The 13,758-nt window shown below is 56.4% G+C and carries 11 protein-coding genes and 1 pseudogene; 4 read left to right on the forward strand and 8 right to left on the reverse strand.

Features of this window, described 5'->3' with window-relative positions; translation table 11 throughout:
- Window positions 1-6: 6 nt before the first annotated feature.
- On the reverse strand, window positions 7-1,323 hold the full coding sequence (locus tag GGD53_RS15810) for a UDP-glucose dehydrogenase family protein (protein WP_210303229.1): 1,317 nt from the start codon (window positions 1,321-1,323) through the stop codon (window positions 7-9).
- A 1,350-nt stretch (window positions 1,324-2,673) separates the two neighbouring features.
- On the opposite strand from GGD53_RS15810, the gene GGD53_RS15815 reads away from it, so the two are divergent.
- Window positions 2,674-3,864, forward strand: coding sequence for an alginate lyase family protein (locus GGD53_RS15815; protein ID WP_184457513.1), 1,191 nt, complete (start codon window positions 2,674-2,676; stop codon window positions 3,862-3,864).
- Between the two features lie 37 nt (window positions 3,865-3,901).
- On the opposite strand, the gene GGD53_RS15820 is transcribed toward GGD53_RS15815, so the two are convergent.
- A complete protein-coding gene (locus tag GGD53_RS15820) occupies window positions 3,902-4,159 on the reverse strand; it encodes a hypothetical protein (RefSeq protein WP_184457515.1) in 258 nt (85 codons plus the stop codon).
- 595 nt (window positions 4,160-4,754) lie between these two features.
- On the opposite strand from GGD53_RS15820, the gene GGD53_RS15825 reads away from it, so the two are divergent.
- Entirely contained in the window at window positions 4,755-5,255 is a 501-nt protein-coding gene (locus GGD53_RS15825) for an NUDIX domain-containing protein (protein WP_184457517.1), read from the forward strand.
- Between the two features lie 61 nt (window positions 5,256-5,316).
- Here GGD53_RS15825 and GGD53_RS15830 read toward each other — a convergent pair whose 3' ends face one another.
- On the reverse strand, window positions 5,317-7,080 hold the full coding sequence (locus GGD53_RS15830; RefSeq protein WP_184457519.1) for a polysaccharide lyase family 7 protein: 1,764 nt from the start codon (window positions 7,078-7,080) through the stop codon (window positions 5,317-5,319).
- Between the two features lie 629 nt (window positions 7,081-7,709).
- Between GGD53_RS15830 and GGD53_RS15835 the strand changes: the two genes are divergently transcribed.
- Window positions 7,710-7,841, forward strand: a complete 132-nt coding sequence (locus GGD53_RS15835; protein WP_184457521.1) for a hypothetical protein — start codon at window positions 7,710-7,712, stop codon at window positions 7,839-7,841.
- Between the two features lie 44 nt (window positions 7,842-7,885).
- Here GGD53_RS15835 and GGD53_RS15840 read toward each other — a convergent pair whose 3' ends face one another.
- Window positions 7,886-8,257 (reverse strand): DUF4143 domain-containing protein, encoded by a 372-nt coding sequence (locus GGD53_RS15840; RefSeq protein ID WP_246717794.1) that lies wholly within the window; start codon window positions 8,255-8,257, stop codon window positions 7,886-7,888.
- Window positions 8,258-8,520: 263 nt separating this feature from the next.
- Between GGD53_RS15840 and GGD53_RS15845 the strand changes: the two genes are divergently transcribed.
- Complete coding sequence (locus GGD53_RS15845; protein WP_184457523.1) at window positions 8,521-8,886, forward strand: hypothetical protein; 366 nt, start codon at window positions 8,521-8,523, stop codon at window positions 8,884-8,886.
- A 7-nt stretch (window positions 8,887-8,893) separates the two neighbouring features.
- Here GGD53_RS15845 and tnpC read toward each other — a convergent pair.
- The 4 genes and pseudogenes from tnpC to GGD53_RS15865 all read right to left on the reverse strand — a co-directional run bounded on the left by tnpC (window position 8,894) and on the right by GGD53_RS15865 (window position 13,744).
- Window positions 8,894-10,477 (reverse strand): annotated as a pseudogene (gene tnpC, locus GGD53_RS15850) (IS66 family transposase).
- Window positions 10,449-10,679, reverse strand: a complete 231-nt coding sequence (locus tag GGD53_RS31445; RefSeq protein WP_210303244.1) for a hypothetical protein — start codon at window positions 10,677-10,679, stop codon at window positions 10,449-10,451. Before GGD53_RS31445 ends, tnpC begins: the two are co-directional and overlap by 29 nt.
- Before the next feature lie 3 nt (window positions 10,680-10,682).
- Window positions 10,683-11,996 carry an HlyD family type I secretion periplasmic adaptor subunit gene (locus GGD53_RS15860; protein ID WP_432443124.1) on the reverse strand — a complete coding sequence of 438 codons (1,314 nt, stop codon included), beginning with the start codon at window positions 11,994-11,996 and terminating at the stop codon, window positions 10,683-10,685.
- Window positions 11,990-13,744: a type I secretion system permease/ATPase gene (locus tag GGD53_RS15865; RefSeq protein ID WP_184457527.1), complete on the reverse strand. Its 1,755-nt coding sequence runs from the start codon at window positions 13,742-13,744 to the stop codon at window positions 11,990-11,992. Before GGD53_RS15865 ends, GGD53_RS15860 begins: the two co-directional genes overlap by 7 nt.
- Window positions 13,745-13,758 lie beyond the last annotated feature (14 nt).

Consider the following 13,758-nt stretch of genomic DNA (forward strand, 5'->3'; position numbering starts at 1 on the left):
AAGCGTTTACCAGACGAGACCTTCGTAGTGCACGCCGGACGGCATCTCCACGGGGATGCGAACCAGGTCGATGACCTTGACACCTTCCCGTGCCCCTTTAAGAGCGTCCTTGGTAGCCTGGCCGTTGATGCCGACAACGATCGCTTCGCTCTCCGACACGACTTCCTCCGGCGACGCGCGCATGAAGCCGGCGAGGTGCGAAATGTAGTTCCGACCACCATGATTGTTGGCCGAAACGTTCGAGTCATAAATTGACAGTTCGTAACCCTTGCCGATCAAGCGTTCGGCCAAGAGCACCAGCGGGCTTTCACGCAGGTCGTCCGTGTCCGACTTGAAAGTCAAACCAAGCAGACCGATTTTTTTGGCCCCGGAACGATTAACGAGACGGTAGGCTCGCTCGAGCTGGTATTGGTTGGCCTCGACAGTGGCGTCGAGGACCGGAGTCGACACGTTCTGCATCTTGCCGAAATGGCGCAATGCACGGAGATCCTTCGGCAAGCAGGAGCCGCCATAGGCGAAACCCGGCTTCATGTAGGCGCGGGAAATATTAAGCCGAGTGTCGGCGCAGACAACATCCATAACTTCGTGGCTGTCGATGCCCACGGACTTGCATAAGTTCCCTATTTCATTGGCAAAGGAAATTTTGACCGCGTGCCAGCAGTTGTTGGTGTACTTGACAATTTCGGCACTGCGGATCGGAATGACGTGCGGCTTTAGCTCGACCGAAGCGCACAGGTCATGTAGTGCCTGAATGGTTCTTTGGTCGTCTTCGTACTGGCCAAAGACGATTGCACCTGGACTGTAGTAGTCAGCTATCGCAGTGCCTTCACGTAGAAATTCCGGGTAGTACGCAAGACCAAAGTCGACTCCAACCTTCTTGCCGGAGGCGCTTTCAAGAGCAGGGATGACAACAGCCTCGACCGTCCCTGGAAGGATTGTCGAACGCATGACAACCATGTGGAAATCGCTTTTGTCACGCAATGCGACACCGATTTGCTCGGAGACCAGCTTCACATAGCTAGTGTCCAGCGAGCCGTCTTCACGGCTCGGAGTGCCCGGGCAACAGAATGAGATATCGGTTTCGTTAATTGCAGCGATATAATCACTGGTTGCAGTCAAAAGACCATTTTCGACACCCGTTTCGATCAGATCAGGCAGACCCGGCTCGTAAATCGGAGAGCGACCCTCCGAGAGGCACTTGATCTTGTACTGATCCGGATCGACTGCAACAACTTTAAAACCGTCGTTCGTAAGGCAACCTGCCGATACTGCTCCAACATAACCTGCGCCGAAAATACTTACACGCCAGTTTTTCTTGCCCATCACCTGGACCTTTCCCCCAATGTCTATTCAACAAAGAATGCAACTTCCGTTCTTCTACCCGTCACAATAAATTCAAATAAATCTATATGCAGGACCTCGGAACGGCGCCCGTTTTGGCAATACAATATTTCTTCGGAACGTCAACATAACCAAATTCAATTTCCAGTATTTAAGTATTTGTAAATATGCACAAAAAGCGGGCACACGCATGTGGAATCAGCCGGTTTGCGGACATAGAGGGAAAAGTAGGAGGGCCAACTTCGACAGGGATATCAGTTGGTTAGTAAACCGTAAAAAAACACGCGTTCGATGCACGATCATTGTGCGATGCACCATTAACCAAGATCCTGTTATCTTAAGTTTTTTTTAGCTGAGGCACTGCAGCAACGTCCAATCGATTACGGTACCGGACAGAGAATGCATCCCAAGGGATACTTGCTAGAGGCATGCGCTATCCAAGGTGGCGACTGCTCCTCCGCAGATCGGTTCCGGCTTAGGTGAGGTCGACGAGTAGAAAATGACTGTCTCCCCTTTTCATGAGCCTTCAGATTCCCTTTTGAACCTCATGATTCAAAGTAACCGATGAAGACTTCGTACCGGGAACGGCACCGACTATCTCCTGAGTATACGGCGGGTTACATCAGCAGGTCAGGCAGAGCCGGGACGCCACTGTTCTCGTCGTTGCATGTTTGGCAAATCATCCGCGGTTAAGCTGAGTTTTTCACTAAGCGCGTCCGGGGCCTCGGGATGGGAGCGTTGACGGGGTGGGAACCATTGATCGCTAAGAGAAGCGCAGACACGTATCGAGGCGATCGCGATAGATCCCATTGCCTGTCCGGCCGCATCGTTAGCTGAATGCTTGTTGGCGCGCAGGAACAGTGATCCAGAAGCTATTAGACGCGTGGGCGGAATTTGACGTGGCTGTCGTCAAATTCTCAGCGCTGCCGAACCAGCCGTAAGATTGGCACACGAGCGAGCGCTTGAAAGCTTCCCGATGCAGTGGCGAAAGGCGCTACCCGGGCTGCCAAAGGAAAGCGATTAGAAAGCAGTTTTCTGGACGAAGCTCGTGTCGGGCCGCGGAACAAGAGCTTCCGTCGCTGAACCAGGAACGGTTCGGTGGATCCCTATTCGAGCCTCATCAATCAGGAGGACTGGCAGATGTTCAACAGTCTCATAGCATTCCAACAAGACGTACTTTCTTGGTAAATTCGCACTTAATGGAGTGAGTCCAATGCAATTAACTTTCATCTGGATATAAAATAAAAAAGCCAATGCATAAAATTTTATGATTTGCCAGAACGGACTGTTTCTTCCTGGCCCTTAGTCTCCCACAAAAGACGGGAGATAAATATGCGGGCAAATTCATTACATACATTAACTATTCTTTCGCTCAATTTGTTCTGTTCAAGCATCTGCAGCGCCCAGGAAATCCCAAGCACCCCCGATGTGGTTGTTTCGGCAGAATCGCGGGGCGCTTCTGGCGGTCTGATGGCTGCGCTCCACGAGATGAGTGATCGTTTTTTTGGTTCGGCTGCCAAGGAGAACCGCTGGACGTCCGCCGACAACGCGGAAGCGACGTCGGCCCTCGCCACCGAGAAGGACTATACGATTCAAACGAGCAGTATTTCGTCCCTCTCCCCGAGCAACGGCGCTGGAACCGGAATACCCGGCATCGATTCCCAGCAAATCCCTCTTTGCGTGAGCATCCCGTCGCCGCCTGCTTCATTACAGACACAGTCGAAATACCAGGCTGACGACAGTTCAAAATCGTCAATCGATGAGGACGCGTCGGAAACGCGTGATAAGCTTGTGCAGCCGATACGCAATTCCATTCGGCTGCTGACCAACATTGCCTATGCCACGTCCGAAAATTCGTTAGTTACTCAGGCGCGAGCAGAATGCGTTCTAGAAAACGTCGATCGATGGGCCTCTGCGAAGGCGCTGACTGATATGCGAACAGTTGATGCCTACCTTAGCCGCGACCGTTGGGTGGCCGAAATCGCCCTCGCGGTTGGAGCAGCCAGCAAACGTGTTCCGCTTTCCAATGAGCGGGAAGCGCTCTATTTGACATGGTTCGGCGCGCTTGCTCACGATACTATAGACGCCTATTCATTCCGTCTGGGCCCCAAGGCAAAGACCAATAATCACCGTTATTGGGCGGGCCTGTCGGTCACTGCCGTCGGATTTCTTCTTGATAATTCTGACCTCAAGAAATGGGGTGAGACAAGTTTCGAAATTGGCGCTTGCCAAGTAGATGAGCGCGGCTTTTTGCCGGCGGAACTGGGACGGGGAGAGAAAGCCCTTGACTATCATGTCTATGCGTTGAGGCCGCTTGCAGCCATCCTCAAGCTTGCTTCCGACAATGGCGAGCCGCTTAAATCAAAATGCATCGATCGATTTAAACGCCTGACGGCGATGACGCGGGAGGCCCTACAAAATCCAACCGAGTTCGAGCGTGTCGCTGGTCAGCGCCAATCGGCAGTCTCGTCGGAAGCCAGCTATTCTGCGGCGTTGAAACTCGATGCACTTCCACTGCTTTGACACGACAATGCGAATTTGAAACTGACTGGAATTCGAGTCAGTTGCGCGTAGACGGAACAGGAGGGTGAGCGACGTGCCATCCCTTCTGATCTGCAATGGATCTGCTTGCTGTAGCGGCCTTGCCAAGCAGCAATCGAGTGCAGATGGCCTGCTTCATGCCTTCTGGTCCAAGCTTGGCAAATTGGACCATGTCCATCCCAAGCGCGGCGCTCACCTCATCTATGTGTCGAGGTGCTGCGAGATTTTCAATGTCGGCAAGCGCGGCCCTTAAAATCTCTCTCTGCTGAAAATTCACGGGAATCCTCCGATTATTTCCTAAGTGATTTCCTCACAGTCCGATCGAACACCCCCAGATCGGCAATTCTGACATGAGTTGTATGATCATACAAACATATTGCACAGCGCTAATATAGAATATGATTAACCGACGCCTCTACCTTGGGCTCTGCCTCTTACTGAACAACGGTTTACCTATCTGTATGTTGCAGACAGTGAGCGACGATCCGGTGAGACAGTCGCACCTGGACGACGGCGGGCGGCACACCGGGAGCGACACAGCAGATAGTGTCACATCAAGGTAAACCCAGTGGATAAAAATAATGTATTGCCATCGGGAGGGGCAATGTAAGCAACCTTCTAGATTGACAAGGACGCCGATGATCGCCAGATGATCAGCCGATGGGAGCAGTTATCCTCGAGCAGTGATTTTAGTGCGCTGCCAAAGAAGGTGCGTGCGCCGATTTCGATACTCATACTCAAATTCGTTATGCGTTTTGAAAAAATATTGAATTTAGGGACAGGGCTCCTGTGAAAGATGGACGTCACACCTACTCTAACTTAATGCAAATAGACTGAAACAGCTTGCTGACAAATCAAACATATCCGGCGCGATGAAGTGCCCAAACGGAACTACGGTGGACAAAGAAAATCTCCCTACTCACAAGAGGCTGGTCTTGCGCCTCCTGCATGTCTATTTCTCCTTAACCCGCAGCATGACAATGGGTGTCAGGGCCGCCTGCTTCGATGCGGACGGCCGGATTTTCCTCGTGCGCCACAGCTATGTTGGCGGCTGGCATATGCCGGGCGGCGGACTGGAACATAACGAGGCGGCCGAAGAAGCGTTGGTCAAGGAGCTACGCGAGGAGGGCAACCTTAGGATCATCGGCAAACCGCAATTGGTCCAGGTCTATTTCAATAAGAAGGTCACAAAGCGCGATCATGTCGTGTTCTATCGGGCGACCGTTGAACAGACGACGCCACGCCCGCCGGACTGGGAAATCTCCGACAGCGGGTTCTTTTCGCTCGACAGCCTGCCTGAAGGCACGACTGAGGCGACACATCGCCGTATCGCCGAACTTCGCGGTGAGCAACAGTCCGGCCGCCACTGGTGAACGAATGTCCAATAAATGGAGCCATTCATTAGGCTCAAACAAGTAGCGTGTCCTAACGATCTCAGAGTATGAAGTCACCGCTCTGAAGGTGGATGACGCCATCGACGTGAATCGAAAAGTCCGCGGCGCCATCACCATTGGTGTCACCGAAAATGTAGGTTTCCGACGGGGTGTTGACATAGCGCAATTCGCCGGCGTTCCTCGAGAACGCCTCGGTTTCAATGAAATGGAACGCTTGACTTCCGTTGATAACAGTGTTCGCGTCGATCGCGCTCAGATTGATGATATCGTTTTCGGCTTCGGAAAACTGATAAATATCATCGCGACCAGCGGACGTTAATGTGGACTGGTCGAGCCAAGTGAAAATGAAGGTGTCGGAGCCCGCCCCCCCATACAGATTGTCAGCACCTTGATCGGCGTAAAGCCGATCGTCGCCGGCCCCGCCGTAAAGTGTGTCATCGCCTTCACCGCCCACCAACTTGTCCGAGCCGGCATCCCCGTAAAGCTTGTCATTATCGCCATAGCCATAGAGGCTGTCATTGCCGTCCCCGCCGGAAAGCCTGTCGGCGCCGCCCTCGCCAGCGAGCATATCGGCCCCGTCCTGGCCATAGAGCTGGTCAGCGCCTTCACCGCCATAGAGCCTATCGTCACCGGCACCACCGCTTAGAATGTCACTGCTCTCGCCAGCAACAATGGTGTCAGCACCGGCGTCGCCGCTCAGATCATCGGCCCCTGCACCGCCATAAACACGATCGTCTCCGTCGCCCCCGGCAATAATATTCGCGCCGGCTTCGCCCTTGAGCGTGTCGTTACCCGTGCCGCCGTCGATTGTGTCGTTGCCGTCACCACCATAGACAATATCATCGCCGGCTCCGGCGTAAATCCTATCATCGCCCTCCTGCCCCAGCAGCTTGTCAGCGCCAGATCCTCCAACGATTTTATCATTTCCGAAACCGGCGTGAACTATATCGTCGCCGCCGTAGCAGTAAATGACGTCAGCAAGCTCACCACCCGTAAGCACATCGTTGCCAATCGTGCCAGTTGAATCTGCCGCGTAGTGGCTCGTGCCATCATCGGCTGTCACCGTTCGTTCCAGACCGCCCAGCCCTTCGCCAGCTTCATGAGAAGAATCGAACCCATAGAATGATACTTGGCCGGCGCCGGTACTGTTCGTCTCATTGCTTCCGAGATAGGCTCCTGCCTTGAAGTAGAACTGTTCGCCGTCCCAGGCAGAGCTGATCGTTGTGACAGACGTGTAAATGTCCCCATCCGCATAGGCGACGACCGTCAGGGTATCTCCGTGAACATCGATTTTGTAGGAAAATTGCTCCCCAAGAGAAACCTGCGGTGTGGCGCCTCCTGCATTGGTCAGTTCGAATTTCAACGATTCGTTGCCGTCCCCGCCCCTGTCGCTCTTGAAATAGACTGCGCCATTATCCCAATAGAGCCTGACCAATTCATCTTCTGAGCCGTGAATCTGGCCGACGACAATACGTCCATCCGCGCCGTCGGTCGTTCGCGGCGCCTCATCGACCCTCAGGGTCGCGGTCATCGTGCCTCCTTCATACAAGCTCCAGGAAGCCAATGAGTGATCATCCATCTCTCGCAGCTCAGACCTCGCGCAGGTCGTGCCCTTCGTCACGGCGCCTTCCGTGATTGCACGAAAAACCATCGCACCATCGTCCGCCGTATAGAAATATTCTGAATGTTCGAAACCTGAGAGATCAAGGATTTCGAAGGCCGTCCCATCGGTGCCTCCATCCTCGTCGATCGGCAGGCACAGTTTCCAGTCCGTTAAATTAAAGTTATCGGAATTTGTCGCCACGAAAAATTTCCTTATGGGATAAACTTAAATCCATGCGACTCTGTCAAAGCCGTTCAGCTGGAGCGTTGATAGCTTCTGCGAGTGGGTCTTTATGATAGAGCAGAAACCATCCCCTCATCCCTCCCCATTCTTTTCTGGTGCTACTATGCGCGAGGAATTGCTACGGGAAAGTAAAGGCCGCCCCAGGTTATTGGCAGCATCAAAGAGGTCTTGAAATCAGCCTCTTGTGTGGTTGCTGGCTTATGATTTGGTACGTGCTGCATCAGACGTTCGTCGCGCTCGTCGCCTACTTCCTTCAGCGGTGCCGCCGGCAAGGACCGCGAAGGAACCGTCTTTCAGCGAGGCAAATGCGGGCGCGGGAGGAGTCGTCAGCCGTTTTACTCTATTGACACAGACGATGCGCGCCTTCATGCCGATGATCTTTGCCGCACGCAGAAGATGGTTCGCAGCCGCCTGCGCAGTTAGGCCAGCTCTCGGCTCAACGAATCCAGACGCGAGGGGGTGGTCCTGAAATAACCGGCAACGGCAGAGATCGCCGCCAGTCCACTGTCGCGATCGCTGCTTCTGATATGGGATGCGGCTCGCCCGCCATCTCCGCCACCGCGGCTTGAGAGGCGGGAGCTGTGTGGATGTGGGCAGAACGTCGCGGGCGTCGCGAGCTCGTCGAGCAGGCTCTCAACGCGCTCCATCTGTTGAAGCGGGACGTTCACTACATCGTCGTCTATGACAAAGTGCAGATCATTGACGAATATATGCGTTAAATGAGTTCGCTGGCCAGGTGGTCTGCAAATCGCCGGGTGGGCGATTATCCGCTCCAGAGACAAGAGAGGGGCACAGCAGCAAGTCTGTCCCCGAACGGCAGAACCTTGTCACCGTCATAGAGCACCCAGCCCGCTTTGAAGGCGGCTCCGGTTGCGGCTGCGACTTTTCTCAGCCCCTTGAAGTCGGCCGGTGTCACGGTTGCCGACGCCTTGATTTCAAATCCCGCAATGCTGCCCATTTCGTCTTCGAGAATGACATCGACTTCGTCCTGATCCTTGTCGCGGTAGTGGTGAATATTTGTTTGAACATCGCTCCAAGTCGAGAGCCTGAGGATCTCGTTCGCGGCGAAGGTCTCAAGTATCGGCCCGAAGAGCGAGCGCTCTCCTCTGACCCGATCTGTGGTGATCCCAATCAACGGCCCATCTCCTCCGTCCGATTCGGAGCTTGTTCTCGTCTAATTCGGATTTCAAGCTCGTCCGTTTCGGATTTAATGCCGGCTATCTCGGATTTTAGGTAATCGGTGTTTCTCCGCACATTGACTAAGCGCGGCAGGCCAGAAAGCTACCGCTGCGACACTTATGGGAATGCGCCAATAGCAGTCATTGCGGCCCCGCGTGAAAGGTTGCGCTCACAGTCAGAAACTGCTTTTCTCAGCGGCGCAACCTTAGGCGGAGTGCCATGCCGAACCGAATTCAATTGATTGCCTCTCTCGTTGCTACCCTCGCGCTCCCGTCTTTGGTCCGGGCTGATGGCGGTGCATGGAACAGAGAAACTTTCGAATACTACGCTTCTGTCATTCGTGAACAGCCGTCGACCCATTCGCGAATTATCCAGGGATGTGCTGAGAACGGGTTGGCGGCGATGACCGACCGAGCACGGGCAGAGGTCGAACGGGATAGCGGAATGCCCGCAGCGAAGGCTATTGCCGAGGTGTGCCGTCGCATGATCAAGGGAATCGCGTCCGGTGCTCTGAAATACGAGGCCTATCGAGCATGGGCGGAGACGCCTGACGACAAGCGGGTAGTCTTTCCCGATTTCAAGTGAGGTCCGCTTAGGGCGGACAGCAGACTTTAGCCGTCTGTTCGCCCGAATAATTCCACGGCATCAGCTCGCCGATCCGGCTCTGCTTGTGGCCGTTGACGATGGCAGTGAGCGTGTCGGTCAGATAGGAGAACGGATCGATAGCATTGAGTTTGCACGTGTCGATGAGTGAGGCGATGGTCGCCCAATTCTCAGCCCCAGCATCGTGGCCTGCAAAGAGCGCGTTCTTGCGATTAAGTGCAATCGGCCTGATGGTTCGCTCGACGGTGTTGTTGTCGATCTCGATCCGACCGTCACCCAGGAAGATGCAGAGGCGGTCCCAGTATTTGGCGATATAGGCAAGTGCTTCGCCGAGTGGCGACTTGCCCGCGACGCGGGCGCGATGATGCGTGAGCCATGTCCGCATGTCCGCGATTAAAGGCGCTGACCGTTCTTGCCTTCCGGCCAACCGAGCTTCTGGGGAAAGAGCATGCAGTTCGGCTTCGACGCGATAGAGTTCACCAACCCGCCTCACGCCTTCCTCGGCAATCGGTGCTGCACCAGCACGGGTGATTTCGACCAGCTTACGCCGCGCATGTGCCCAACAATAGGCTAGCCGGATGCCAAGCCCGGCACGATCCGGTGCGGTCAACCGGTTATATCCGGCATAGCCGTCCACTTGCAGGACGCCCGTGAACCCTCGCAATATCCGCTCGGCATGTAGTCCGCCGCGACCGGGGCATAGGAGAAGGCGACACCTGGAGGCGCGCCTCCGCCCCATCGTCGGTCATCACGGGCCAGCGCCCAGAAGTATCCAGTTTTGGTTTTGCGAGAGCCTGGATCGAGAACCGGCGCACGGGTCTCGTCCATGAACAGCTTCGTCGACCGCTTCAGGTCGGCCATCAGAGCGTCGAAGACCGGGCGCAGTTCGAACGCTGCCCGGCCGATCCAATCGGCGAGCGTGGAACGGTCGAGATCGATACCCTGTCGGCTCATGATCTGCGCCTGCCGATAGAGCGGTAGGTGTTCGGCGTATTTTGCACCAGCACATGAGCGATAGTCGCTTCTGTCGGCAGGCCACCCGGGATCAGTCGTGCGGGCGCGGGAGCCTGGGCAACGCCGTCGGTGCACGCGCGACAGGCGTATCTGGGGCGACGAGTGACGATGACACGGAACTGCGCCGGCACGACATCCAGCCGCTCGGATACATCTTCGCCGATGCAATGCAAACCTCCGCCGCAAGAGCAGATCAGGGTTTCGGGCTCTATGATCTCTTCCACGCGAGGAAGATGAGCGGGAAGAGCGCCGCGATTTGCTGCAGGGGTTTGGGCTGTGGCTTCCCCGAGGGCTATCGGCTTCATCTTCGGCATGGACGGCCCGCCATCGCCGTTTCCAGGTCTTCCAACGCAAGATCGAATTGCTCTGGGTCGGCCTTCTCGGACTTGCGGCCGAAGGCAGCTTGCTTGAAGGCGGCAACCAGCTTCTCCAGTCGTTCAATCCGCTGCTCTTGCCGACGTCGGTATCCTTGCTTTTGGCGCGTTGTTCCTATTGCCCTTAAGACTTCTGGTCGGTCAGGAGGCTGGGTGTTAAGGCCAGCCGAAAATATGGCTGGCATGCAAGAGAACCACCGAAAGCGCAGCTATTCCCCGCAGCTCATCCAGAAAAAGGAAGCGGTTTTTCGCTTGATCTGTCTCGCGACTGAGATCTTGTTCATCGATCTGAACCGGATCCGTTGTCCCAGGAAACGCTGAACCGGCTAACGCATCGGCGATGGTAAGAAGTCGTTCTTCCCTCTGTCTGTGATCAACGCGCTGCATTCCCTATTCTTCCTTGAAGGCCCGTGCGACCTGATCCATCAACGGCTTCGTCAGATAGGCCAGAGCAGTCCGCTCACCCGTCTGTATGAACGCTTCGACCGGCATGCCGGGAACAGGCGTGACCTGCCCAAGTCTCGGCCACTCGCCCTCGGACACCTCGGCCCGAACGACATAGTAGCTGAGCCCCGATCGTTGGTCCGCCGTCAGGTCCGCCGCCACCCCTGTCACGACGCCGTTCAGCTCCGGCGTATTCCTCTGGCTGAAGGCAGAAAATCTCAGATGCACCGTCTGACCAATGCTGACCTGATCGATGTCGCTTGGCGACAGCTTCACCTCAGCGACGAGCGCATCGCGATCCGGAACGATCTGCATGATCGCTTCTCCCGGGGCAATGACGGCGCCGGGCGCGTGGACGGCAAGCTGATGCACGATGCCTTCCTGGGGCGCGCGAATATCGATGCGTTGCAGGTCATCCTCGGCTGCGACAAGGCGTTCGGAAAATTCGCCGATGTCGCTCTCGGCCTGGCGAAGCTGGTCGGACACCTCGCTACGATGATCGTCGTCGATCTGGATGATCTGAAGCTCGGTCTCGGTAATCCTGCCCTTCGCCTGTGCCTCGTTTGCAAGCAGACTGCCGAGCTCTCCCGTCAGGCTCGCGGATTCTCGCTGCAGCGCATACACCCGGTTGGCCGGCACAAGCCCCTGATCGAACAATCGCTGAAGGCTCTCCAGCTCCTTCTCGATCAGGCCGATCTCTTGCCGCTTTCCGGTTTGCTGCGCGACCGAGCCTTCAGTTTCCTGTTTGAGCTGCTCAATCCTCTCGCGCAATTGCGCCTTCCGGCTCATGCGCGAAGACTTCCTGTCGACGAAGAGGCGCTTCTCGCCTTCAATCGAACGGCTGACTTCGGGATCGTCGGCTTTAGCAAGAAAGTCTCTTGAAAACTCGACCGTCTCTGCCCCGGCGCGTTCCGCCTCAAGCCTTGCCGTTCTGGCGAAAAGCTCGTTGAGACGCTTTCTGACGATGGCGAGATTGGCGCGCGTTTGCGTGTCGTCCAAATGAATAAGAACTTGGCCGGCTTCTACGCGATCGCCATTCTTGACGAAGATCTGGCCGACCGTTCCACCTTTCTGGTGCTGGACCGGCTTCACGTAGCTGTCGACGACAACCGTTCCCGCTGCAATGACGGCGCCTGACAGGTGGGTGGTCGCGGCAAGACCTCCCATGACGCCGCCGAGCAACAGGACGGTGCCAAGCGCAGCCACCGTCAGATTGCGGATGGCGCGTTCCGCCGAAATCGCCGGCTTCTCTCTCACGATCCCGTCTCCTCGCCACCAATTAGCAGACGGACGGGTTGCGGCGTTGCCTTTGCAGGCCTTGCCGTTGTCTTGCTCAGCACTTCGTCCTTGGGACCGAAGGCCTGCATCTGGCCGTTGCCCATGACTAGGACCTTGTCGACGGCCACCAATGCGCTTGGCCGGTGGGCGATCACGATCGCGATTCCTCCTCTGCCGCGAACGCCGGAAATCGCTCTTGTCAGCGCCGCCTCCCCATCAGCGTCGAGGTTGGAGTTCGGCTCATCGAGCACCACCAGGAATGGATCACCATAGAGCGCTCGAGCAAGAGCGACGCGCTGGCGCTGGCCAGCCGAGATTGCCGATCCATGCTCTCCAATCTTCGTGTCGAATCCATCGGGGAACTGCACGATCATGTCGTAGACGCCGGCTGCCCGCGCTGCGGCAATGATTGCCTCGGAACCGGCGTCCGGATCGAAGCGCGCAATGTTTTGAGCAATCGACCCATCGAAGAGCGAGACATCCTGCGGCAGGTAGCCGAGATGGCGGCCGAGCTCTCGCGAATCCCATTGCGCGAGTAATGCCTGGTCGAGCCTCACTGCTCCGCCTAGTGGCAGCCAAAGGCCCGTGATGGCGCGGGCGAGCGTCGATTTCCCCGATGCGCTTGGGCCGATGACGCCAACGGCCTCGCCCGCCGAAACCTTGAAGGAGACACCCCGGACGATAGGGATGCGGCCACCGGGGGCAGCTACCTGCAGGTTCTCGACGCTCAGGCTTTCTCGTGGCGCCGGCAGAGCGATCTCACGCTCGTTCGAAGACATGAGCGTCATGAGCTTCGTCAGCCGTCCCCAGCTTTGCCGAGCTGCAACGAAACCTTTCCACTGTCCGATCGCAAGCTCGACGGGTGCGAGAGCACGGCTGACCAGGATGGAGCTAGCAATCATGATGCCGCCGGTTGCCTCCTGCCGGATAACCAGAAAGGCACCGACGGCAAGCACGCCCGACTGCAGCATCATGCGCAGGATTTTCGAAGCGGTCGCAAGCCCACCCGTGACGGTGCTGGCGGCAACGTGGTTTGCCAGATATTTTCGGTTGAGCTCGGACCAGCGCTCGCCGATGAAATGGCCGAAGCCCATGGCGAGGACGGCTTCCGAGTTTCGTCTGGTCGCTTCGGCAAGATTGATGCGCTCGGCGGCAAGCCTGGCCGCTTCCTTCGCCGGCTGCCGCGACCGGACCTCGGTGAGCATGGTCAAGGCGATAAGCATCAGCGCGCCGGCAAGCGCAGTCACCCCGATCCAGAAGTGGAAGAGAAAACAAAGGAAGAGATAGAAGGGCATCCAGGGCATGTCGAATAGAGCGGTCGGCCCCGGTCCCGACAGAAAGCCGCGGACGGTATCGAGATCGCGCACGCACTGCAGCCCATCGCCCGGCATCTGGATGCGAGATGGCAATAGCACCAGAGAACCGTAGACGCGGTCACCAAAACGCTCGTCGACCGCGGTGCCAACCCTGACGAGGAGCAACGATCTGATCAGCTCCAGAATACCCTGGAAGACGAAAAGCGTTGCGGCGATGATCCCGAGCCCCACCAATGTCGGCAGGCTACGGCCGGGAATGACCCGGTCGTAGACCTGAAGCATGAAAAACGAGCCGGTCAGGGCAAGGATGTTTATGACGCAGCTTGTTAGGCCGACACCTAGGAAGGCTCGACGAAGCGACGACAGGACCGCCACAAGAAACACTTGTGACGGCTGTTCCGAAGTGTTGTTCACTACAAACGCCCTTC

It is taken from the genome of Rhizobium aethiopicum (assembly GCF_014197535.1).
Taxonomy (GTDB): Bacteria; Pseudomonadota; Alphaproteobacteria; order Rhizobiales; family Rhizobiaceae; genus Rhizobium; species Rhizobium aethiopicum_A.